The following is a 23,213-nucleotide window of genomic DNA, read 5'->3' as shown; positions in this document are numbered from 1 at the left end:
ATAGCGCACTATCTATTCAATGCAGATCACAATTATGACTGATACAAATAAACCAGAGTTACCAGACCAACTTTCGATTAATCCACGCAGCAAGTTTTATGTAGAAGAAGTATTCGAACATGAAATTGGTGTAACTCTGAACGGCAAAGAGCGTTTTGACGTTGAAGAATACTGCATCAGCGAAAGCTGGATCAAAGTTGCCGCACCTAAAGCGCTAGATCGTCGTGGCCAACCATTACTTATAAAAGTAAAAGGTACTGTAGACGTATTTTATAAATAAAATACTGATGCAGCACAAAGAAGCCGACGTAACGTCGGCTTTTTAGATCAATGTTTACTCTAATTACTTAACTTGAACTCCGGTTACTTAGATTTACCTCGCCAACCAGCCCAAACATCGTCTTCAAGATCTGCTTTTTTGTTCTTTTTCTTGCCCGTGCCTTCGGGTTTTGCCATTGGCTTTTCGTTTTTAAGCGCCTGTGCGGCATCAACATTCGCTTGGTTCACTGCAAAGCCTGCCACTTGCTCGCGCTCAAGACGTAGTTTGTTTTTCTTCTCAATTATTTTAAAGTGATGTAAATCTTCATAATCAACTAATGAAAGCGCTAAACCCACTTCTCCTGCACGGCCGCTGCGGCCAATACGGTGCATATAATCAGCAGGGCTGCGTGGTAGATTAAAGTTAATAACCACTGGCAGCTTTTCAATATCTAAACCACGTGCTGCAATATCAGTTGCTATTAGCACTTCAATTTCGCCTGCTTTAAACTTTTCTATTACGCGGGTACGTTCACTTTGGCCTTTATCGCCATGAAAAACTTGTGCATTAACACCGCGCTTTTCAAGCTTTTGCGCTAAGTGTTCACAATCTTTTTTAGCATTAACAAAAATCAGTGCTTGGCGCCATTTATGGGTTTTAATTAAATGCGCTAAAACAGTGGTTTTCTCGCCTTTATTAACGCTAAATACACGCTGTACTAAAGTGCTTTCGTCTTTGCTTTGAACTTGTATTTCAACAGGGTCGTTTAATAAATCTTGTGTTAATAGCTTAACTTGCTCTGGGAAAGTTGCTGAAAATAACATAGTTTGTTTTTTAGCAGGCATTAACGCTAATAACTCAGCAAGCTCTTCGGTAAAGCCAAGGCTTAGCATACGGTCGGCTTCATCAAGCACGAGTGTAGTTACTTTATCAAGCTTAATAGCATTGCTTGAGATTAAATCGAGTAAGCGCCCTGGTGTTGCCACTATAATATCAGCGCCACCACGAAGTGCCTGCATTTGTGTATTAACCGATACACCACCAAACACAGCAATCGTTTTAATTGCGCCATTAAAGTTAGCAGAATACGATTTAACGCTATCGGCTACTTGAGTAGCAAGCTCACGAGTAGGTACTAAAATAAGCCCCGTTACAAAGTTACCTTTGCTGGCTGCGCTTTTACTACCTTGTTCAAGGAACATTTTTTGTAGTATTGGCAGCGCAAACGTTGCTGTTTTACCTGAGCCAGTATTTGCCCCAGCAATTAAATCACTGCCCGCAAGCACACTAGGAATAGCCTTAGCTTGAATTGGCGTAGGCTGGGTATATTCCAAATCGGTTAAACGAGCTAATAGCTCTGGAATAAGGCCAAGTTCGTTAAAAGTGCTAGGGCTTGTGGCTGAGGTCATAAAGGTGTGGGCTCATTGCTAAAAATTAGCCTGCAATTTTAGCGTATTTAACGCTTATTAAGTAGGGGTTAGTGATTTAAATCGCATTTAGTTACTGGCAAAAAAAAGACGCTTTCGCGTCTTTTTTATTGTGAGGAAATAATAAAGTTTCATACTATATAGAGCTATAGAAGCTGATACTTCACTACCTAATTTTACAATTAGAAAATAAAGTATCATCCTAAATTAAGGCAATCCTACAAATTTCCGTGAATATTAAACAATAAAGTTTCATACCCTAATAATTATAATAAGTTAAAGAGCTTATTATAATTATAAATACTTATTCAATATTGTTTCTTTTTTACTTGGAAATGATTTAAGTTTCCCCTTAAGAACCGCGATTTTATTTTCAATGTTATTAATATTTCTTACTAGAACTTTTTGATCTGCCTGCGAAGGAATAGAAATAACCAATCCTTTTATACGATCCATTGATGCGCGATAATTCCTTGAAAAGTTTACTTCCTTGCCAGCTTCATTTAATGCCCATGCTATATATTTTGGGCTGACTTCATCACTTTTAACTCTAATAACACCACAATGATCTGTTGGATAAAAAGGCTGATTTTCAGGCCGATAATTAACCATCCAATCACCATCTATCCCCCAAAGAATTGAAGGATTATCAAAATTATTAATTAATTCTTTATTTATATATCCAAATGGTTCAAATACATTAGCACTAAAAACAGGTAGCTTTCCTTTTTCCTCATTAACTTCTTTTGAGAGAACACGCTTACCAATAGAGATGTCAAATATATCAGAATTACTAAGCCTCACTTTTTTCTTTGCTAACTTACTAGCTTCAATAAAAGAGTTTTCAATATCAAGATTTGCCCTCTGAATATCTTTAACAATTTTAATTTCTTGCTCTTCTAATATTGAAATCTCCGAAATTATTTTTTCTTGTATTAATGTTGGAGGAAGAGGAATTTTTACTGAGTTAACACGCTCTATGTTTAAATTATTAACAGTCGTCCCACCGCTAGCCAGATCAATAAACTGGTCCTGGACTAAAGGACTTGAGAGAATATAGTATAAGTAGTCCTTATTTAAATCTTTACTAAAATCACTTAAAAGAAGCCAACCATCATGAATACAACCAGTAGTATTCATGATGTAAGGTCTGCCATAACTCATAGAGTTAGATAAAATAAAATCCCCCTTGTTAACTAGTCGAGATTTCTTAGACCCTTCCAAAGTTATTTTCTCTTTTGTGCTAGATATAAATTTTGAACTACTTTTAACATCACCAATCTTTATCCAATTCACGCCATTGGGATCATCTGTAATAAATTCTTTGATTGGACGAGGTGAGGCACCTCGAACGACCATCATCAACTGCTGAATAGAAAATATATCCCACTTGCTATCTATCTTAGCTTTTTTTTTAACCGTAAGAGAAAGAGATTTATCGAAGTCGCTTCGTTCAAAGTTTAATAAGTCAACCAAGTTAGTTCGAAAAATATTTTGACTCAACTTTTTATCTATATCTCGAGATAAGTCACATTTGAAAGCTTCGTATATATATGTGCTTGCTTTTTCAGAGTTATCAAACCTAACTGCATCATAAAGCTTTGTACAGTCATCAATTGACTTTCCTCGTTGAATTGGGTGAATACCTTCACTGCCTCTACGATTACTGAATTCATAACCGAGAAAAGCCTTTTCTTCCTTTTTATCTCCTGACTTGACTAAAACCACTTTTTGCGGGTAAGCAATAATAAAGTATATTAACTTTTCCTTTTCCCGTTTAATAATCTCCTTAATAAGTGCATTATCATTTTTTGCAGGTATCTTTTTTACGTATTCCATATAAATATCATGAGACTTAATAGTAGCATTTGGAGTTTTTTGAAAAATGGAGCAATAATCAGTAAAAGCTATACCATCCCAAACATGTGAAACATACTTTGTTATAGGTGTCTCAATACCATTGATCGTAATATCTTGAAAGCTTTGAGAAAAAGAACCTACACTATTTTCAATATCCTTCGCAAAACGATTTTTACGTCTGCGAAGAAACAACGTCACTGTATTGGTACCAGTAGCCATAAAAGTATTTGATCCTAACTCAGCTATAGCAATAACTTCAAAGTATCTAAAAATTATTTCACGTGTTTTAGCATAAATTCCTGCATTACTTAATATAGAGCTTGGTAGTATAATTCCTGCCACACCATCATCTTTAAGTAATTGCTTAGCCCTTTCAATAAAAAGACACTCAATTTCACTGCTCTGCTCTGTTAGATAATTATAGAGCTCAAAGTCTTTTTCACTGTAATACTTATGTGCATTATTTCGAAAAGCAGATACTGAATAAGGAGGGTTTGATATGACTATATCAAATTGCCTATTGTCTTGCTTATTTGATTCATCAACCAAACTCAGCTTGCCTGTGTACTCCTTTGTCCTCGTGAAATTACCTAACCCATCACTATGAACAACATTTGCAATACCATCACCATGTAGATAACAACCAACTTTGCCAACCTTAACTAAACGATAATCTTTTTCTATCCCATAGACATATTGATCAGCCCAGTCGAAATGATCATTCTTCCAATTTCTAATTTTTCTTGCTGTTGCATCAATATAATCATTATCATTTTTATCATTAATTATATCTTGTATGACATGCATAGATTCAGTTAAAAAATGGCCACTTCCAGCCGCATAATCAATTATTGTAGGAAGTAAATTATCAGCCTCTCCTGCATTTAATTTATCATTAATCATGCTATCGATTGGAAGACTACGAATAATAAATTGAGCAACAGGAACCGGTGTAAAAAATTGCCCTGACTCCTGCTTAAGACCTGTTGTAAGAAGTAATTCAAAAAAATCACTAAGATATTGCTGTTTTTTTGTATAACGAATTTTATACCCTTGAAGTAACTCTACAACCTCTTTAATAACCTTCCCATTATCTTGAAAAGATTCAATATCAAATACTTCTTTTATGGCAAACTCGTTATTTTTCATTAAGCGGATGCGAGTAAACTCTTCTAATAGTTCTTTTTTTTGATCGTCATTAAAAGTATTGCCAAACTTATCATCAAAGTCTGATTCAGAAAAATCTGTAACCTTTTTAGATAAAAACTCACTCATACCTTTACCATAGAGATCTGTAAGTCGCTTTTGAAATGAAATATTATTATCTTTCCCTTCAAGCCACTGGAACCGTAGCTCAGTGCCCGGTAAAGTGGACTTTTCATCGTAAATTTTACATAAAAACAATGTGAAAATTTTATTAAAAGCATTTGGTTTGTCTGAAACAACGTTGTGTCTCAGAATTTCAAGAAAGCGATTAAATATTTTACTACTATCTTCTTGGGTTATTTCAACTAGAGATTCTGGGGTTAGTGCTTTACTTTCAAAATGATAAGGTGCAACCCATGGGTCAAATATTCCATTGTCTTTCGGTAGTTTGCTCCAAACTTCATAAAGCTCTTTTGAGTTCGATGTTTGTCGGTAGTCGTCCTCTATTTTTATAATTTGGTTTTGATATGTAATCGATTTACCATTTAAGCAAGACGTGTAAAGCATCAAAAAATCAGCATCTCTATCAAGTTGATAATAAGTAAATAACTGCCCGCCATCTTTTAGCATTTTGTTATTTGCTTTTAAAAACTCTATTCCTGATGTTTTACATTCAATCATCAGAAATGCCTTACCATCATCATTTGTGACAAGAATATCAAGACGGCCACTTGTTCCATGTCCCGATGGCCATGTTTTCTCTAAAATGATATTGTGAGGTTTATAACCTTTCTCTAGCAAGCGATCAACACACTCTAAAACAACCCAGTTTTCATGTTGCAACAAATTCTGTGTAGCCTTATTATCTGCGGTTATTAAATCCCCATACTCGAAAAAACCATTATCAAAGTCTACTTCCAGAACATAATTATCTGCTTTAGTGTAACATTTCGAATGCACACCTTTAGCTCCCTCTTTTGGTTTAAAACCCAATGCAGCAATTAACGCTTTGTTATCCATTATCATACCCCATTAGCAACCATTTCAATAAATGCCCATTGCTCAAACCATTTAGAAATTACCGCCTTGCCAGGAATAAACCCCTACAAGACAAAATAACTGTATATCCACACATGAAACAAGTCAAACGCAACTAAAATAATTAACTGCCAGCAGATAAAAAAGTGCCAAATTTTACCATATTGATTTGTTATTTTCCTCTAGAATTACAATAAATATTTACTTGCGCAATCAGTAAAAAAAGTGAAGTCAACTTAACGTTGTTAATAGAGAGTTTGCGTTGAAAATTATGGGGGATATTTTGTGTTTCATTATCATTCAATAGTTAGTGTTTTTATTATGTCTGCATCTGACTTCTTTATTTAAAAACAAGTGTAAGCTTTTAAACATAAAAGTACCCTTACAGACCATCTTCCTATCTCCTCTTCACTCATTACTCCACTCTCCTTCGACTGCTGATGCGAAACACTTTTGTGATTGGCTTGACCAACTAATTTATCAAAATACTTTTTAGGCCAACTAAATTGATCGCTTAATAATCGCCTTTCTATTTCCGGTATAAAATCTCTTAATAGTCCTATTGGTTGTAATGCCCTAGCTGAGATTACTTTTGTCGCGATTGATGCCCGCCGATCAGAAGTATCAACTTCTAATAAAAAGTAACCCTCCCTCCTGTACTCAATTCTTACAATAGCGATACATCTTGGCGAACTATCTGTGGTCAATAGGTGGCTTTTACTGCGACCTATTTCTGGCAACTTGCGAACAACTGGCTTGCTTTGTTTAACACCGTGCTCTTTTTCTAATACTTCGAGCATTTTAAAGAAACTATCAAACTTATTGAGGTATAAGTGAGCGTTTTCGGTTTGATCATCTAAACCATCAACGGTGGCTTTGGGTATTTCGCCACGAGAGTTTGAATCATCTGTGCTTACCTCTGGTGATAATCTACTAGGTTTTTCTTCATCTTCTTTACCACCTGATTTAGCTTTGGCTTTAGCATAGACTTTTCGAGTGCGAGGAGAGTTATTGAAATTAATTAGTGTAGCATCACAGAATATTAAAGCTGATTCGTTATCTGAGCTACCATCACTTTCTTCGTCTATTTCTCGCTGTGTAGGTAATTGAGGATAAGTGCCACCGGTGTCTTTGCTAGAACCAGGTTTGTTCTCAGTAAAATTTGGATGAAAGTAACCAATATCTGTAATGTCTGGAAACGACAGACTTTCTAGCGCTTCAATACGATTAATAAACCAGATATTTTCATCCGATGATTTCCAGCCTCGTGCAGAGATTTTTACACCCTTCAATTGAGGTGGATCAAACCTAAATGTCCAACGCTCAAACTTGTCTGTTTTTATAAGCTCTTGTGAGAAATACCTATAAATACTTTCAAACGAATCTTTTACATCACTGTCTAGCAATATCCAAGCAAGAAGATACCTAAACCCTTCATTATCAAATAATATTTTTGGGCAATTTGTTGTGGGCAAAGCGTTGATTAATACATCAAGTGGGAACTCTTCATCACCACTTAATGGATTATGTTCAACGTCAAATTCAAAATCGAGAGCATTGTTAACCAGCGCTGCGTTAGCAAAATAGTTATTAGTAAAAAATAGTGCTCGGGCGAGCTCCAATTGTGGAAGGTAAATAGTTTTATCTTCACTTTCAAACATAAAGCAATTTTGAGACTGCTCATCACCAACTTGGAATTTAACTAAACCACTATCCTTTACAGTAGCTAGTTGCCACAGTGTATTATCAGGTAAAATAAATTCAACTGGGAAGCCTGGAGGAATGGCTGCAACCGTTTGATTTAATACAACCTGCCTGCTTAAATATGGGAGCTGACTAAATTTGAGAGCTTGACGAGTGGAGTTATCAATACGAACACCAATATCCCATGTTAGACGGTCGTTGTATTTAAACAGGTTACCCATAGCCTGTATTCTGGCGTTGTCTGGTAATTTTTTAAATCGGTCAACTTGTTTCATAATTTACTGCGTATCCTAACAGTTGCGACACAATTGGTCGGGTTCTTTCCTTGCTTAATCCTGCTACACGCTCAATTCGCCATGCTTTCAATTGTTCGTGTTTTTTTAAAAAATCAATACAAGCTAATGTAATTCGGCGACATTGATACTCTTCAATACTTTCACAATACTTTTCAAAAAACAATTTACATAACGGTAACTTTTCTAAATGTTTGATCTGAGATAAAGGTATATTTGCATGGGTAATCAACCAAGTAACTGTATGACGGCCTGAATAAAGCTGAGTTTCTACTTTATTCATCAATAAAATAAGTTGTTTTGCATACTTTTTGTCTCTGCTGGACCAATCGACTTTGCTTATTTTAGCAATACTTGGGCGCACTGAGCCTTGATTAAATTGCATTAGCCATTGCTTATCATGCCGATATAACCATATATATAAGCCTGAAAAACCTTGGCTTCTCGCACCTTTAACGCCAAATTTAGCGACAACGTGTTGCCATTCTGTGCGACGTATTTGATCTACTATTACCGGCTCAATGTGCGCAGGCACATCATCATAATGCGATTGTGGTAGTTGTGAGACTTCAAAGAGTATTTTCGCTAGATCCAGCTGTTGCTCATAGCACGCTTGCCATACTACTAAGTGCTGAAGATAGCTAAACGATTTTCTGTGTTTTCTAAACAAACACCTTAACCAATTGTTCTCATCTGCTTTATTAATATTGAGCGAAAAACTCGCTAAGGTATGAGCTCCCCAGTAGCCTAAAACTAAGTTTGCAATTAGATTATGTTCAACACGCTTTCCCCTAACAAAGCCTAACTGCTTAGCTAATTGATGATAAAAACAACTCCATTGCAACGAGTAAATACGCTGCTCAGGCAAGCTCAGTAATTGCTGAGCATACGCCGCAAGTATTGCAACTTTTTTGGTTGTAAGCCGTGGGTTTGAGTGTAAAAGCACATGAGGACTAAGTGCGATAAATTGATGCCTGTGTACTTCGCTAATCAACACAGGGCTTCTTATAAGATATATTCCGTGCTCGGCGCAAACCGATAAGCCAGGAAGCTGCCATCGCCTTGCCCAAAACGCCTCTCCATATTGTTTTACCTGTGCCCCTATGCATAACGGGCAATATCGTAAGTAGTGAGGACTTTTAACTTTGGATGCCGCCTTACCTAGCTGTACTTCTGCAGAATGTCTGCAATCCGTGAGTAAATCATGCTTAGCGTGTTCGGTAATATCTGGATGGACAAAAGAGGAATACAATGGAAATAGTGTGTGAGCTTGTAATAGCTTGTATGGCGTTAAATCAGCATTACCTTGATAATGTATAGAGATCTGCGATAAATGTCCTTGAAACGCAACTGAGGCGATTATTTTACGGTTTTGAAATACATCATCAAGTAATTGCTTGGGAGAAGTTATGCCTGAATGTACACCGTATCTTGCAATAACGCTATAAAGCAGCTCATCTGGATAAGGCACAGGTAAGCACGCCATACTACACGCTTTGCTTAAGCCAAGCGGTTATATCAAAAATATTTCCTTGTTGCTTGTAGCGCTGATAAAGCTCAGTTGATTGCTTTTTGTGTTGAGAGTAACCAAACCGTAAATCGTTGCTTGATAGTGTATGCCAATCTTTAAGTTTGATTAGCTTTGGTTTTTCTTTGGACTCTTCAATTTCGTCTGGCGTTTGCTCATACCATTCAAGTACGAGTGGAATAAGTCCTCTTACCTGTAAGTTTGGGTGCTCTTTAACTGCTTTTTGAACTAGTGGTACCAATAACTCTGAGTCGCACCCCATCCCGAGCAGGAGATTGTAAAGCCTCATTGCCTCTGAATCACTGGCGAAAGGTAGAGAGTCTAACTTAGTAGCTTCAACTTCAGAGATCTGCTTACTGAGCTCTAACAATCGTTTATCTATTTCTCTAAATTGTAAGTCTGAGTATTTTGCAATACTACCTGCTTTACCAGATTTAAGCGCTTCAATCATCGGATGAATAGGCTGTAATTCTGATTCATACACTTTCACAAATAGTTTTGATGATATGCGTTCAACACCCGTGATAATGGCGCGTAGCTGCGCAAGTACAAATAACTTAACCACAATGTCCAGCACACCTTGGGATAACTCAAACCACGTATTTCGGATCTCTTCGGTGAGCGGTTCATCGCGGTGAATAAGCCACTGGTACTGCCAAAGCTTATCAGTCAATAATCGCCACTCTGTGGGCTTTGGCTTCCCGGTTTCCTTATCAATTCTATTTTTATACTGCGGTAAAGGCTCCCAAACCATAGATCCAATTCCAGTACTGCGCCTTGCAGATTGCAACTCTAGCTCAAATATCGGCCTAGCTTTAGGGGTACCAACTAAAATCACCGGAACACCAATAATATTCACTAGTGCTACAAAGAACTCGAGCATCCGCTCTTGTCCTTCTTGTTGCTTACGTCCTAAGCGCTGAATTTCATCAATCACTAACACGCCAATAGCATATTGGTTGGCTACCTGCCCCATAAATGATAACAGTACCTCTGTACTATGACGTTTACGACCGTACCTTTCAGTAAGATCAGTATGAAGGTGTTTATCTACCTCTTGGAAGAAGTTTAAGCATAAGCTCTTTAGAGACCCATCAACTGGGCACTCAATACGCAAATAGGTTAGCTGGTAAGTATTATATTGCTCGTGATAAATCGTTTGTGGGTAGGTGGCTAATATCCGTAATACACTGGAACTTTTACCGCACCCAGAGCAACCGATTAGCGATAAACAACGCGCAGTTGACGGAGCTTCAGCGAAACGAAAACTATTGATATCTCCTGTCATCATTCGTTCGTATCCATTTTGCAAATGTTGTTGCAGCTGACCAGTCGCGATGTTTCTGGCAACATAGCCACCACGGATCATTAGAGCTATTTTTTCCTCGAGTGCCACATGTATAGATAACGGCTGAAAAAAGTCATCAAGTAAGCCACATAGCTCATGTGCTCGTTGCCTTGCATCTAGATAACCTGCTGCTGGGTCGTATTTAACCTTACCTTCTAGCTTAATTTTAAGCTCATGGATTTTGCTAACTTTTGGTAGTGCCTCAATAAACGGGTTACTTTTGTAACGCTCAATGTCAGATTCCTGATAAACGGCTCTAAAGATGTTATGTGATAAATTCATACGTCGTCATCTTCCTTAAACAATTGATCCGAAAAGTCAGGAAAATCTAAATCCTCATCAGGCTCTGAGAGGTAATGCACTTGAGCTGATTTACTGGTATCAATCTCAACTGGCTTATAAGCTCGTGTTTTGCGTTCTTTGGCCTTTTCATTAGCTCGATTATCACGGATATTGCGTATTCGTTCAGCATCTGACAAACCAGTTTGTTTTGGTGCTATTTTTTCTGCTTGTTTAACAACACCTATTACTTGCCGTTCCAAAACTCGCTTGCGTTCATCGGCAATTAGCTTTGCATCTGCCTGAGTTTGCTTTAGTTCATCACTTTGTTGCCATACATCCCAGAAACTAGCTCCAGAAAACTGCCTTGAGCGTGTTGCTAATTGGCAAACAAAGTAGCTGTTGCTTTTAGAGTCAGGGTATATGTATATGTAATCTGCTGTTGCTAAATCATATGCTACGTCAACTTTTTCAGGTCGCTTAACTTCCTTACTTCGGTGCATCCAGCCAAGCTTTATGAGCTCAGCACTGGTGTAATACAGGCCAAAAATGCAAGCTCCCGATTCTGATATCGTTGCGCGTGTTCGCGGCATGAGCGCCACACGTAGATGTTCTGCTTCAGGCTTTTTCAATCGGCCGGTACGATGTTGTAAACCCCAATTCCATAATGCTAGAGGGTTATTTGGTAAATCGGTTGGCATATCAGTTGCTTTATCATAGCCTTTGATTACGTGATATTGGTTGTGGTACAGCACTGACGCTAAAATAATTTTAGTGAACTCTTGAATAGTAAGCTTAGCGTCTAAGCGATAATCTCTGTCGCCTTGCTTTTTGATCTTGGTTCCTGTGACAACGCCCGGTGAAAAAGGCTTAAACACTGCTTGAAAAGTGTTAAAAGAACGCTCAACAACACCTTTCGCCTCACTTCTAAATGGCGATGTATTTTCAATACGCACCCCAAATCCTTTATCTAGGCATTCAATCTGATGCCCCATTAATTCACCTCTATCCGCTAAAAGTGCGGAAGGTAAGCCAATACATGGCCATTCTTCTGGGGTTATATCAAAGCCAAACTTACTGCAATATTCAGTTTTATCAGTAGAAGCCATATGTAGAGCTTGGATTGCTGCTGCATACGATGGGTTTTCAAAACCGATATAAAAGCCTGCCACCATACGGCTAAATACATCAATGACCATATAAATGATTGGACGGCCAACAATATTGCTTCTTTCAGTGTCTGATACTAAATAAATATCAGCTATTGTCGCGTCAATTTCGTAACGCATACCTGGCCCCAAAACATCTGCTGCAGCTGTACCTATCAGTGGTCGTATATCTTTTTTATTTTTTATTTCGCCAGCCTGTGCTTCAATCTTATCAACTTGGCGGTATTCTCGTTTAAAAAAGTGCTCCATTTGCCTAAGCGTCGGCAATTCTTCTTCAGGTAATTCAGGAAAATATTGCTCGTATATGTCTTTAAGACGATTGTGTGCGTACCTAAATGATTTACTTTTATCAGTCAGTACATGACGCTCAATGGCAATACGAAAGAGTTTCTCAGTAAAGTCATCAATTAAAGCGCCTGTACCAGTCATATACTTTCGAGGTCGACCTAGTTTCGTAGTCGTTGCGCGGCGCTTTTGTCCTTTTCCACCTGAGTTTTTATAGTCAGGTAACAATGCGTTCGGGATCTGACCACGCTGCCAATATCTGCGAGCAAAGCGGTAAATAGATTGCTTGGTTTTACCTGTGTCAGCTACTATTTGATTAACTACTCTGCCACGAGCTTTTGATTCATAGCAGTCTTCAAGCTCTATCAAGGGTTTGATTGCTGCATAGTTTTCATCACGCTTTATCTGAGCGGTAGAACCAAGTTCAGGAATAACGGTGAAAATATCACTGTATGGATCATTTTCACGTTTGATTACTTCATCTTGAAACCCTTGTTCTAGTTCAGCTATTTCGACAAAATCAGGAAAGGCCTTATCATCATTTACTTTTATCCAAAGTACGTGGTAATCAAACACCATTAAGATACGATACAAAGTTTGTTCGCATTGTAATATTTCATTGATTTGAAACACGAAATACCTCCTTAATCTGATCAACATCACCTAAATTAAGTTGCCCAACTTGAAGCTTTTGAACTGGCGTAAAAATATCAAAGGTAAAATATCTATCTGCCATTAAGCAGCGTATCTCATAGAGTGACTCACCTAAATCTAGTCCGTAGGCCGAATCAATTTCCTTACAGGTGTTTATAAGGGTTTTGCTTGGATGTTTAGCAAAATAGTCCGCATAAAATCGAGCTTGCTCAATGGCTGATCCGGAGGTTTCTTTATGCGCACCCTGCATTGAGTAAATCCATTCGATATTAATTTTCACTACACGCGGGATTTCTGCCTCAGTAACTATTTGCCAAGGGATCTGTTTTTCATGCCAATAACGGCGTTCTAGTTCAAGAATCTCTATCTTTCGTAGCTCTTCAAACGAGTTCACATACTTAGCTTGTAACACAAAATAGGGGAGATCTCGGGAGCTGGTTTCAACAAGAAAGTCACTCGACAAATATTGAGCTACACCGCGCAAATTCGGGTGTTTAATACCTGCCGACTCAGCAAGCTCTTGAGTAATATCACGATCAAGCGGAAATTGTTCCTTTACTTGCAGCACATCTGAACGCCATTCAAGCAAGTAGAACATTGAAAGTTCGAGGTCAGATAATAAATGGTGTGTCCGCTTGGACTTATAACCAAAAACACGATGCACGCGACCATCGGATGGCACATCGTAAACGGTTAACCAAGGTTTATAATCTTGATGCTCGCCTGAGCCACGCCCCTCTTTAATCCATTTACTATATTGAGCTTCGGTATGACCAATCTTCCTAGACATAATATACCGCTATAACTAATACGATTATTTCTTTATAAGCCATAACGGTATATTCCATTTAAGTAAAAGAAACAGACTACATTAAGCAGCCTTTTTTATTGGAATTCGAAACATTCCACCATTCTTTCTTGTAATTTTTTTGCCTTTAACTGTAATGTAAGGTCGATAAATGTATTCAATCTCTTCTTGATTTGAATCTTTAGGTTCTTTTTTCTTCATTTGAAAATTCCTTAAACCAATCTCCTTGACTAACCATACAAATTGGAATTATAGTCAAGGGTATTGGTTATATTCTAAAATTTAGAACAGGGTTGCCGCCCTGCACTACCAGTTGATACGAAGACCTATTGATATAGGTCTTTTTTATTTTCTCTCTCTTCTTACCCCCTTAAATGGCTCTCCATCCATTTTTACATCCATAATTTGCCCTGTGTTAGAATCTCGCTTCGCCCACAATCCGGAAGGAGTTTGAAACTGAGATCGTTCTTTTACAGCGCCGATGCGCTTACCATCACCATAAGGTGCATTTTTAGCCATGTTAACTTCCTTTAAAAATAGAATAATTTAGCTGATCAACCATGAATACTATTGATCAAAATACATACTACCTCTGGAAATTAAAAAGATCAAACATTGATCTTTGTTTTTTTGCTAAAAAATAAAAAACACGTATAATAATGATACGTGATGTTTCTGATATTGTTAAAATAAGAACTAAAAGGAAATAACCATGGCAATAACGTATGAGTACGCCAAGTTAGTAGAAGAGTTTGGTTCAAGCGCGGAGAGGCTTGCATTTGTTGATTTTAAACTTAGGTTTACAGGTATCATCCAGAGAACAGATTTAGCGGAAGCTTTTAACTTAGCTGAGGCTTCCTCATCTAGGCTACTATCTCAATACCATGAATTAAAAAAAGACAATATGGTCTATGATAGAAGTAGAAAAATGAATGTAATATGTAACGAATCTTACACCCCTATCATAGCTATGGATGCTGAAACTGCATTAGGCATGTTATCCCATGGCTTCAATAAAAATCGATTACTAGATAAACCAGTATTGAAGTACGCTCGAATTGGAAAAGTACCTGAGCAGTTAGAAGTAGAGCAAGTTTCGAAAATTACTAGAGCAATGTTCAATCAACATGCTATAAGCTGTGAGTATATATCAGCTTATAGTGATAACCATGAGGCTAGGGAGCTAGTCCCACTAACTCTTATCTCTGATGGAAAGAATTGGCTCTTTAGGGCTTACGATAGATCAAGCACGAAAAGATACAATTTTAAGAACTTTAATTTTTCTAGAGCTTGTAATATAAAAGCCCTTAACGATAAAAACCAAGCAGCTCAATCGTATGAATTACTGAACCATGATGCTAAATGGAACTCCATGCAAGCAGTATTGCTCGAGTTACACCCTGAATTAAGTGACGGTTTAAAAGCTGCAATTAGACGTGATTATGGCATGCAAGATAATCAGAACGAGATAGTTTTGACTGAAAGAGGCGCTTTAATTTGGCTTCTCTGCAATCAATGGTTAGTTGATAAATCCGAAGGAATTAATGAAGGTCGTTACTATAATTTTCTTTTAAAAAATAGAAGCATGCTCAAAGATTACTTATAAAAGCAGTCACTAAAGCATGTAAAATAAAGAGTATTACTATTTAAAATTCAGAAAAAACATGGCTAATTTAATTGTTTTTACTTTTTCGAGTAGGTGGTAGGCATTAAAGAACTTAAGCCTCAGTTCTAGGATAATACTCTTTCATCTAATGTAATGCTAATTACTCTTGAATTAGACAATGCATATCTATAGTATAATTTATGTGCAAATTTGCATATTAACTATAAAAGGAAAAGCTGATGAATGATTGGGATTTTGTAAATTTTAGCGAAGCTCATGAAATGGATTATCACTTAGAGTTAGTGAACAAATCAAAATCAGAAAGTAACCGAGCTTACTTAAGAAGTGATACACAAATCACCGCTAAAAAAGCACTAAGTAAAACAGTTATTACACATGGAGAATTTAAACCTTTTGTGCAAGCCGACAAAGCAAACCTTGATGACCCTAGGTAATTATCACTAAAAATTAATGTGTATATTAAAATAAAAAGAGTCATAAGCTGCCTAAATCTGCCGGCTTACGACTCTTTTTAGTATGAAACTTTATTGAATAGGATGACACTTTATTGTTTGGGGTGAAACTTTATTGTTAACCCACATTTATCTTATAACACTAACTTCTTGTTATTCAACAGTAACAGATTTAGCTAAGTTACGTGGTTGGTCAACGTCTGTGCCTTTAATTACCGCTACGTAGTACGACAGTAGCTGTAATGGTAAGGTGTAAACAATTGGCGCAATAATATCGTCAGTGTGATTTACGTTGATAACACGCATGGTGTTGTCAGATTCAAAGTGAGAATCTTTATCTGCGAATACGTAAATAATACCACCACGAGCACGTACTTCTTCTACGTTTGATTTAAGTTTTTCTAGCAGTTCGTTATTAGGTGCTACAACAATAATCGGCATGTCGGCGTCAATTAGTGCTAGTGGACCATGTTTAAGCTCGCCTGCAGCGTAGGCTTCTGCGTGAATGTACGAAATTTCTTTAAGCTTAAGCGCGCCTTCCATTGCAATTGGGTATTGCGAACCACGGCCTAAAAATAGTGAATGCTGCTTGTCGGCAAACTCTTCTGCTAACTCGGCAATGCTATCTGCAAGCTGTAAAGTTTCTTCTAATTTCGCAGGTAATACTTTAATTGCATTAACAATTGCGCTTTGATCAAGGCCTTTTTCTTGTGCTATAGACGCAGTAAGCATTAACAAACCAACTAATTGCGTAGTAAACGCTTTAGTAGATGCTACGCCAATTTCGGCGCCGGCTTTGGTCATAAAGGCAAGGTCTGATTCGCGTACAAGTGATGAGCCAGGTACGTTACAAATGGTCATTGACGCCATGTAACCTTGTTGCTTTGCTAAACGCAGTGCAGCAAGTGTATCGGCTGTTTCGCCTGATTGTGAAATAGTTACTAGTAGGCTTTTTTCGTGTACAAACGACTGGCGGTAGCGAAATTCTGAGGCAATTTCTACATTACAGCTTACGCCTGCAAATTGCTCAAGCCAGTAACGTGCAACCATACCCGAATGGTAAGACGTACCACAGGCAATAATTTGTACGTGTTTTACATCTTTAAATATTTGTTGTGCACTGTCGCCAAAAGCGTCAATTGCTACTCGGTCGTTGTTTAAACGCCCTTCAAGGGTATTACGTACAGCAAGTGGCTGCTCGTAAATTTCTTTTAGCATGTAATGGCGGTAATCGCCTTTGCCTGATGCATCTTGAGTGATGTTTGATTCAACCACTTCACGCTCTACAGCGTTGCCATCGGCATCAAAAATTTCTACTGTGTCACGTGTAATACGTGCTACGTCGCCTTCTTCTAAAAATATAAAGCTGCGAGTAACCGGTAGTAGTGCCAATTGATCAGAGGCAATAAAGTTTTCGCCAAGCCCTAAACCTATAACAAGTGGGCTGCCTGAACGCGCTACAATAATTTCGTTGCTGTTGTCTTTATCAAATACAACTGTACCAAATGCACCTTCAAATTGCTTAACGGCAGCTTGTACTGATGCGAGTAAGGTTTTGTGTTGCTGGCGAAGTTGGTGAATTAAGTGCACCATTACTTCGGTGTCGGTGTCTGATAAAAACTCGTAACCGTCGCCTTTAAGTGCGGCGCGCAAGCTTACGTGATTTTCGATGATGCCATTGTGTACTAGTGCTAGCTGGCCGCTTGAAACATGTGGATGTGCATTGGCTTCAGTTACACTACCGTGAGTAGCCCAGCGAGTGTGTGCAATACCTGTATGGCCGCTAACACCTGATTGCTCAAGTGCCGATTCTAGGTTTACTACTTTACCAACTGCTTTTACAGTTTTAAGGGTGTTGCCATCAAGCAGTGCTACGCCTGCTGAATCGTAACCACGGTACTCAAGGCGTTTAAGGCCTTCAACTAAAATTTTATTTACTGGACGTTCTGCAACTGCCCCAACTATTCCACACATAGTGTCTCCATTAATTTTTTAAATATTTGCCCGCTTATAACCTGAATTCAAGTTAACGGGCTATTCCATAATCTCTGCACAAATTAGTTTTACACCACATGCCTCAATTGCTTTGCGTTTATCGTCTGCTAAGCCATTGTCGGTTATTAAGGTGGTTACTATTTGCCACGGTAATTCTAAATTTGGGATTTTTCGGCCAATTTTATCTGATTCAACCATCACTATAACTTCACGTGCTGCTTTTGCCATTACTTGGCTTAAGCCAACTAGTTCGTTAAAGGTAGTAGTACCGCGTTTTACGTCTATGCCATCGGCACCAATAAATAGCTGATCAAAGTCGTAAGAGCATAGTACGCTTTCTGCAACTTGCCCCTGAAACGATTCTGAATGCGGATCCCATGTCCCACCGGTCATCAATAATGTTGGCTCGTTTTCGAGCGCTAGCAAGCGATTAGCAACTTTAATAGCATTCGTCATTACAACTAGGCCTTGTTTACTTGCAAGCTCTGGGATCATTGCTGCTGTAGTGCGCCCGCTATCAATAATAATGCGGTTATGATCTTTGATCAGTGCGGCTGCAGCCTTGGCTATAGCCACTTTACGCTTAGAATCAATCTCATCGCTTACTATCTCTTTTGGTAATGCAATAGCTCCACCATAACGGCGCAGTAACAGGCCACTTTTTTCAAGCGCAGTTAAATCTTTTCGAATGGTCACTTCTGAGGTTTGAAACTGCTCAGCTAATTTTTCCACGACCACTTCACCAAGCTCATTAACCTGAACCAATATATTGTGACGTCGTTGCTGGGTGTTTCGTTTGGTCATAAGTGATATACAATTAAGTTTCGTTTCGAAAGATGCGCAATTTTAAACGAAACTAGTTAAATGGCAAGTGAACGAGCAAAAATAAAGCAATTTAATCAAATTATAATAAAACTTAAAATACGGTAAGCTAGGGGTAATAGCCGAATAAAGTAAAGTATATGCAATTATTTAATAGTATCAGTAAAGAATATTTAACTCAGCGTAAGCTCGCCGGCGATATCTGCCGTTTATTTAATAAAAGCCCCAGTAAGGGCAATTTAAAGCGTATTAAAAGCTTATTTTTTGATTGCGGTGAAGAGGTAATTATTGAAGCAGGGTTTCACTGCGATTATGGTAGTACACTTATTATTGGTGATCGTACCTTTATAAATATTAACTGCACCATTTTAGATTCTCCGCTACCTGAGTCGGCCATTAGTATTGGTAACGACTGTTTAATAGGCCCTAATGTACAATTGCTAGCTGTATCTCACGCGCTAGATCCGCAGCAAAGATTAAGTAAAGAAAACTTTAGCCAGCCAATTAGTATAGGTAATAATGTATGGGTTGGTGCAGGCGTAATCATTTTAGCTGGAATAACTATTGGCGATAACGCCGTTATTGGAGCGGGCTCGATAGTAACAAAAAATGTGGCAGCCAACACCGTGGTTGTTGGAAATCCTGCGGTTAAAGTTAAAGATATTTGAAGCAGTAATTCGTTAAAAACAACCTACAAAGCCTACTCTGCAGGTTGTACAATATATAACTAAGCAGTGTGTTTCTAAAGGAGGAGTTTATTGTTTATTTTTTAATGTAAGCGCTAAACCCGCCATAATAAACTCAACTTGGGAAACCTGCGCAGCTAATGCTTGATGTAACCAGCCAGATTCGTCTACAAATGTACGGCTTAATTCGCCAAGCGGAACTATACCGTGCCCCACTTCGTTACTTACAAAAATAACTTGCCCTGGTAAGCTTTTAAGTTGAGCTAATAACTCAGTTTTTTGCGTTTGCCAGCAATGCTTGTCGCTATGGCATAAACAGTTTGTAAGCCATAGCGTTAAACAATCTACCAATATGCAGTTATCAGCTTTACTATGGGCTTTAAGTAGTTTGGCAAGCGCTATGGGCTCTTCAACTAATTGCCAGTTTGCTGGGCGGTCTTTTTGATGGCGTGTTATACGTGCTTGCATTTCATCGTCATTAGGCTGTGCAGTGGCCAGATAAATCACTGATTTATGACTCTTCATTGCCAACTGTTCAGCAAAACGACTTTTACCACTGCGGGCTCCACCTAAAACTAGTACATGATTGTTGCTCATAATAAGCCCACTAAGGTTAAATAAATAACCACCTCAGATAACTGCTGCGCCGCGCCTAAACAATCTCCAGTATAACCACCTAATTGGCGCTTAAACCAGCGTACTAATACACTGCGTAAAATGAGCAACACGGCAATAATAATCACCGCTGTTTGCCATACAATAATATTTAAACAAATTAAACTCAGTAATAAAATTACTGCAGTGAGCGTTAAAATAGCTAAGCTGTTAAACGACAAATGCATAGCGATAGGCTTAACTTTTGAGGTGGCATCCTCACTCACGTAATTCATACTTACAATTAAACTAGTTGCTATTACCCGACTTAAACACTGACCCAGCAATATCGCAGTTATAATGGTTGTGAGCGAAGTACTAAGTAAAACCAGGCTCTGAAACTTAATCAGTAATATTATAAATAATGCCGCAGCTCCATAAGTACCCAAACGGCTGTCTTTCATGATAGTTAGCTTTTGCTCTACCTGCCAACCGCCGCCAAAGCCATCCCATACATCAGCCCAGCCATCTTCATGAAACGCGCCAGTTAATAGCAAGCCAAAGGCCATCATTAATAACACACTTAAAGACGGCGGTAACAACAGCTGAAAAATACAGTAACTAAGTGCCAATAACCCACCAAGTAACACACCTACTAATGCAAAATAGCGACTGGCTTGATTAAGGTGGGTGTTAGTAACATTAAAACGCAAAGCAACCGGAATGCGGGTTAAAAAGCTAATCGCCAATAATACTAACTGCCACTGCGTGACCTTGGTTTGTAATTTATTATTTGGGGTATCTAAAAGTGAACTGTCACTCATATTATACAACCTGCTCAACACCGGCATCTGCAAAGCTTGCCATGTGGTTATAAAAGCCAAGAGCGGCTTGTAGCAAAGGTAAGCTCAATGCTGCGCCAGTGCCTTCACCTAAGCGTAAATCTAATTGTAGCAAGGGTTTAACTTCAAGCTTGCTTAACATTTGTTGATGGCCTTGTTCATTAGAACAATGAGCAAAAATTAAATACTCTTTTACTATAGGGTTAATTTTAATCGCAACCATAGCCGCAGCACTACAAATAAAGCCATCAACAATAACGGCCATACCTTGCTCTGCCGCCGCTAGCATTGCACCGGTAATATGCACAATTTCAAAGCCACCCACTGCAGCAAGCAGCGCTATTGGATCAGCCAAGTGTGCTTTATGCAGTTGTAATGCTTGCTCAACAACATTGATTTTACGCGCAATTAATTCGTCACTCACGCCAGTGCCTCTACCCACACATTGCGTCACAGGTAAATTTAATATTGCTGCCATAATAGCTGCGGCACTCGTGGTATTGCCAATTCCCATCTCCCCCATAGCCAATGTATTACAGCCTTGTTGTTTAAGCTGTAAAACCAGTGACTTAGCATTACTAAACCCTTGCTTTACTTGCGCAGTGCTCATGGCCATGTGTAAGTTAAGCGGGGCGGTTATATTACCAAGTCGGCAATCATGTACCTTGCTAGCAGGGCTTTTTTCTAATATACCGCAATCAACAACCTCAAGTTGCCAGCCAAGTTGCTGACAAAATATATTTATAGCAGCGCCGCCAGCGACAAAGTTAGCGACCATTTGTGCAGTTACTTCACTCGGTGCAATTGATACTCCTTGCGCTGCAATTCCATGATCTCCAGCAAAAACAACTAAAGTAGGGTTACAAATCTCAGCTTTAAATGCAGTAAATTCAACGTCACTCTTTATCGTTTGAGATAGTATTTTTACTAACTGTAATGCAATCAGTTCAAGCTGACCTAGTGCCCCTAGGGGTTTGGTTTTATTATTTATTTTATTGTGAATAAGGTGGTCAAATTGATTATTCAAAGGGGCTATTTTAAACATTGTGTAGCAACTCACGTTTTCAAAAAAGTAAAAAGATAACTGCTAAATCCCACAACTGATATCGTTGTGATAAAAGAGGATCAGGCGTTTTTAAAAAATAATTTTAGGCCAAGCTTGGCCATTTTCATCAAAAAATATATCGATACAAATAACCTTGCCATAACCCACAGTAAATATATTTTGATAATTTAACTGTTTTGGCACCTGACAAATAATAGCGAGTAATTGCTTTATTACTCCTGCATGCGTAATTACAAGTTGTGAGCGAGTACCTTGGCAAATAGTATTAACTAATAATTGCTGCCACCACGTTGTTATGCGCTGATAAAAATGAGCCATGCTTTCACCGTTAGGTGGCGTCACGAGCCAAGGGCTTTGCCAAAAGTCACCAATTGTCGGTGTTTTAGTATGCTGCCACAGTTCATCATAGCTTTGGCCATCCCAATCACCAAAGTTAAACTCTTTAATATCGTCGGTTATATTCAGTGGTATTTTATTAAAATCACAAAATTGCCGAGCAAACTCACTACAGCGCTTTAAAGACGATGAGGTAACTAAATCAATATTTGCTAACCTGCCACAGGCGATATTTAACTGCTCAAACCCTTTTTTACTCAATATAAAATCGGTATGCCCCGCTAAAACATCTTTAGTCGTAAGCTCACCATGTCGCAGTAAATAAACTCGGCTAGAAAATGCTGTCATGCTCATACAAGTCTAAAATAAATGTACTTTGAGTTTATCAGCATAGTATTTTTTTATCTTTGAGTTTTACTTATTAATGACTTGAATTTTACTTTTCTGCAGACGTAAAAAAGCCCGATTATTTTCAATCGGGCTATCTCGATTTGGAGTCGGCGCGCTACTTCGTAGCGACAACGCAGTAGAATGTCGTAAGTGCCCACAGCGGTGGAGAGTCACAGTGCAAATGCACCACATTCATTGGCTAGTGGTGATGTTTTCATGATTTGAGTGTCGGGTGTCGCTACGCTCGCCCAACCTACGCGGGAGACTTGTGTACATTATTCACCCACACTTCACTTTTCTTCAGACGTAAAAAAGCCCGACTATTTCTAGTCGGGCTTTCTACAATTTGGAGCCTGGTAATGTCGTAGTGCCCACAGCGGTAGAGAGTCACAGTGCAAATGCGACACACTCTCTTTGTGTCGGGGCGGCCTTCCGCGTGGTTCGCCTTCGAGCTGTTTTGTTTGATATAAAGGAATACAAATGCCGTAGAGCACAGGATGTGCAGAAGCGGCCACTACTGAATTCGCAGTGAGCGTCTAGCGAACTACACCTATGTTTTAAAATTCCAGGGTAACAAGCTGTCGATATCGGGCTCAGGCTGGCAC

The 23,213-nt window shown here is 38.5% G+C and carries 19 protein-coding genes; 4 read left to right on the top strand and 15 right to left on the bottom strand.

Annotation, left to right across the window (positions count from 1 at the left end):
* The first annotated feature begins 34 nt into the window (after nt 1–34).
* A complete protein-coding gene (locus tag AAEZ22_RS15230; RefSeq protein WP_172459242.1) occupies nt 35–280 on the top strand; it encodes a DUF3297 family protein in 246 nt (81 codons plus the stop codon).
* Between the two features lie 83 nt (nt 281–363).
* Here the strand turns inward: AAEZ22_RS15230 and AAEZ22_RS15225 are convergent, their stop codons facing one another.
* From AAEZ22_RS15225 to AAEZ22_RS15185, 9 genes are all read right to left on the bottom strand, one after another.
* Nucleotides 364–1,668, bottom strand: a complete 1,305-nt coding sequence (locus tag AAEZ22_RS15225; protein ID WP_352297885.1) for a DEAD/DEAH box helicase — start codon at nt 1,666–1,668, stop codon at nt 364–366.
* 312 nt (nt 1,669–1,980) lie between these two features.
* On the bottom strand, nt 1,981–5,712 hold the full coding sequence (locus AAEZ22_RS15220) for a restriction endonuclease subunit S (RefSeq protein ID WP_352284218.1): 3,732 nt from the start codon (nt 5,710–5,712) through the stop codon (nt 1,981–1,983).
* Nucleotides 5,713–6,074: 362 nt separating this feature from the next.
* Nucleotides 6,075–7,709 carry a Tn7-like element transposition protein TnsE gene (locus AAEZ22_RS15215; RefSeq protein WP_352284216.1) on the bottom strand — a complete coding sequence of 545 codons (1,635 nt, stop codon included), beginning with the start codon at nt 7,707–7,709 and terminating at the stop codon, nt 6,075–6,077.
* Complete coding sequence (locus AAEZ22_RS15210) at nt 7,696–9,213, bottom strand: TnsD family Tn7-like transposition protein (protein WP_352284214.1); 1,518 nt, start codon at nt 9,211–9,213, stop codon at nt 7,696–7,698. Before AAEZ22_RS15210 ends, AAEZ22_RS15215 begins: the two co-directional genes overlap by 14 nt.
* Before the next feature lies 1 nt (nt 9,214).
* Nucleotides 9,215–10,885, bottom strand: a complete 1,671-nt coding sequence (locus AAEZ22_RS15205; RefSeq protein WP_352284212.1) for an AAA family ATPase — start codon at nt 10,883–10,885, stop codon at nt 9,215–9,217.
* The gene (locus AAEZ22_RS15200) at nt 10,882–12,969 is read right to left on the bottom strand and encodes a TnsB C-terminal domain-containing protein (RefSeq protein ID WP_352284210.1); all 2,088 of its coding nucleotides are present in this window, start codon (nt 12,967–12,969) and stop codon (nt 10,882–10,884) included. The genes AAEZ22_RS15205 and AAEZ22_RS15200 overlap by 4 nt, the downstream gene beginning before the upstream one ends.
* Nucleotides 12,953–13,780 carry a TnsA endonuclease C-terminal domain-containing protein gene (locus AAEZ22_RS15195; protein WP_352284208.1) on the bottom strand — a complete coding sequence of 276 codons (828 nt, stop codon included), beginning with the start codon at nt 13,778–13,780 and terminating at the stop codon, nt 12,953–12,955. Before AAEZ22_RS15195 ends, AAEZ22_RS15200 begins: the two co-directional genes overlap by 17 nt.
* 81 nt (nt 13,781–13,861) lie before the next feature.
* Nucleotides 13,862–13,999 (bottom strand): hypothetical protein, encoded by a 138-nt coding sequence (locus AAEZ22_RS15190; RefSeq protein ID WP_169019641.1) that lies wholly within the window; start codon nt 13,997–13,999, stop codon nt 13,862–13,864.
* A gap of 144 nt (nt 14,000–14,143) precedes the next feature.
* The gene (locus AAEZ22_RS15185) at nt 14,144–14,317 is read right to left on the bottom strand and encodes a hypothetical protein (protein WP_188085490.1); all 174 of its coding nucleotides are present in this window, start codon (nt 14,315–14,317) and stop codon (nt 14,144–14,146) included.
* A gap of 193 nt (nt 14,318–14,510) precedes the next feature.
* On the opposite strand from AAEZ22_RS15185, the gene AAEZ22_RS15180 reads away from it, so the two are divergent.
* Together AAEZ22_RS15180 and AAEZ22_RS15175 are read left to right on the top strand one after the other, a co-directional pair.
* Nucleotides 14,511–15,404, top strand: a complete 894-nt coding sequence (locus AAEZ22_RS15180) for a BrxR family helix-turn-helix transcriptional regulator (protein WP_352297882.1) — start codon at nt 14,511–14,513, stop codon at nt 15,402–15,404.
* A gap of 239 nt (nt 15,405–15,643) precedes the next feature.
* Nucleotides 15,644–15,859, top strand: a complete 216-nt coding sequence (locus AAEZ22_RS15175) for a hypothetical protein (protein WP_352297879.1) — start codon at nt 15,644–15,646, stop codon at nt 15,857–15,859.
* A gap of 171 nt (nt 15,860–16,030) precedes the next feature.
* Here AAEZ22_RS15175 and glmS read toward each other — a convergent pair whose 3' ends face one another.
* Nucleotides 16,031–17,851, bottom strand: coding sequence for a glutamine--fructose-6-phosphate transaminase (isomerizing) (gene glmS, locus AAEZ22_RS15170; protein WP_011329617.1), 1,821 nt, complete (start codon nt 17,849–17,851; stop codon nt 16,031–16,033).
* 60 nt (nt 17,852–17,911) lie between these two features.
* Nucleotides 17,912–18,676, bottom strand: coding sequence for a DeoR/GlpR family DNA-binding transcription regulator (locus tag AAEZ22_RS15165; protein ID WP_352297876.1), 765 nt, complete (start codon nt 18,674–18,676; stop codon nt 17,912–17,914).
* Nucleotides 18,677–18,834: 158 nt separating this feature from the next.
* Between AAEZ22_RS15165 and AAEZ22_RS15160 the strand changes: the two genes are divergently transcribed.
* Entirely contained in the window at nt 18,835–19,362 is a 528-nt protein-coding gene (locus tag AAEZ22_RS15160) for a sugar O-acetyltransferase (protein ID WP_011329619.1), read from the top strand.
* Between the two features lie 87 nt (nt 19,363–19,449).
* Here AAEZ22_RS15160 and cobU read toward each other — a convergent pair whose 3' ends face one another.
* From cobU to AAEZ22_RS15140, 4 genes are all read right to left on the bottom strand, one after another.
* Nucleotides 19,450–19,977, bottom strand: a complete 528-nt coding sequence (gene cobU / locus AAEZ22_RS15155) for a bifunctional adenosylcobinamide kinase/adenosylcobinamide-phosphate guanylyltransferase (protein WP_352297873.1) — start codon at nt 19,975–19,977, stop codon at nt 19,450–19,452.
* A complete protein-coding gene (locus AAEZ22_RS15150) occupies nt 19,974–20,798 on the bottom strand; it encodes an adenosylcobinamide-GDP ribazoletransferase (protein WP_352297870.1) in 825 nt (274 codons plus the stop codon). Before AAEZ22_RS15150 ends, cobU begins: the two co-directional genes overlap by 4 nt.
* Nucleotide 20,799: 1 nt before the next feature.
* On the bottom strand, nt 20,800–21,861 hold the full coding sequence (gene cobT, locus AAEZ22_RS15145; RefSeq protein WP_011329622.1) for a nicotinate-nucleotide--dimethylbenzimidazole phosphoribosyltransferase: 1,062 nt from the start codon (nt 21,859–21,861) through the stop codon (nt 20,800–20,802).
* A 90-nt stretch (nt 21,862–21,951) separates the two neighbouring features.
* Nucleotides 21,952–22,572 (bottom strand): histidine phosphatase family protein, encoded by a 621-nt coding sequence (locus AAEZ22_RS15140; protein WP_225741021.1) that lies wholly within the window; start codon nt 22,570–22,572, stop codon nt 21,952–21,954.
* Between the last annotated feature and the right edge of the window lie 641 nt (nt 22,573–23,213).

Origin of the sequence: Pseudoalteromonas sp. 20-MNA-CIBAN-0454 (assembly GCF_040308685.1) — a bacterium.
Lineage (GTDB): Bacteria > Pseudomonadota > Gammaproteobacteria > Enterobacterales > Alteromonadaceae > Pseudoalteromonas > Pseudoalteromonas nigrifaciens.
This window is presented reverse-complemented; position numbering and strand designations above follow the sequence as displayed.

Bases quoted from the DNA above. Each gene is read 5' to 3' on its own strand.
- AAEZ22_RS15230 (WP_172459242.1), top strand. From the start codon at position 35: ATGACTGATACAAATAAACCAGAGTTACCAGACCAACTTTCGATTAAT.
- AAEZ22_RS15225 (WP_352297885.1), bottom strand. From the start codon at position 1,668: ATGACCTCAGCCACAAGCCCTAGCACTTTTAACGAACTTGGCCTTATT.
- AAEZ22_RS15220 (WP_352284218.1), bottom strand. From the start codon at position 5,712: ATGGATAACAAAGCGTTAATTGCTGCATTGGGTTTTAAACCAAAAGAG.
- AAEZ22_RS15215 (WP_352284216.1), bottom strand. From the start codon at position 7,709: ATGAAACAAGTTGACCGATTTAAAAAATTACCAGACAACGCCAGAATA.
- AAEZ22_RS15210 (WP_352284214.1), bottom strand. From the start codon at position 9,213: ATGGCGTGCTTACCTGTGCCTTATCCAGATGAGCTGCTTTATAGCGTT.
- AAEZ22_RS15205 (WP_352284212.1), bottom strand. From the start codon at position 10,885: ATGAATTTATCACATAACATCTTTAGAGCCGTTTATCAGGAATCTGAC.
- AAEZ22_RS15195 (WP_352284208.1), bottom strand. From the start codon at position 13,780: ATGTCTAGGAAGATTGGTCATACCGAAGCTCAATATAGTAAATGGATT.
- AAEZ22_RS15190 (WP_169019641.1), bottom strand. From the start codon at position 13,999: ATGAAGAAAAAAGAACCTAAAGATTCAAATCAAGAAGAGATTGAATAC.
- AAEZ22_RS15185 (WP_188085490.1), bottom strand. From the start codon at position 14,317: ATGGCTAAAAATGCACCTTATGGTGATGGTAAGCGCATCGGCGCTGTA.
- AAEZ22_RS15180 (WP_352297882.1), top strand. From the start codon at position 14,511: ATGGCAATAACGTATGAGTACGCCAAGTTAGTAGAAGAGTTTGGTTCA.
- AAEZ22_RS15175 (WP_352297879.1), top strand. From the start codon at position 15,644: ATGAATGATTGGGATTTTGTAAATTTTAGCGAAGCTCATGAAATGGAT.
- glmS (WP_011329617.1), bottom strand. From the start codon at position 17,851: ATGTGTGGAATAGTTGGGGCAGTTGCAGAACGTCCAGTAAATAAAATT.
- AAEZ22_RS15165 (WP_352297876.1), bottom strand. From the start codon at position 18,676: ATGACCAAACGAAACACCCAGCAACGACGTCACAATATATTGGTTCAG.
- AAEZ22_RS15160 (WP_011329619.1), top strand. From the start codon at position 18,835: ATGCAATTATTTAATAGTATCAGTAAAGAATATTTAACTCAGCGTAAG.
- cobU (WP_352297873.1), bottom strand. From the start codon at position 19,977: ATGAGCAACAATCATGTACTAGTTTTAGGTGGAGCCCGCAGTGGTAAA.
- AAEZ22_RS15150 (WP_352297870.1), bottom strand. From the start codon at position 20,798: ATGAGTGACAGTTCACTTTTAGATACCCCAAATAATAAATTACAAACC.
- cobT (WP_011329622.1), bottom strand. From the start codon at position 21,861: ATGTTTAAAATAGCCCCTTTGAATAATCAATTTGACCACCTTATTCAC.
- AAEZ22_RS15140 (WP_225741021.1), bottom strand. From the start codon at position 22,572: ATGAGCATGACAGCATTTTCTAGCCGAGTTTATTTACTGCGACATGGT.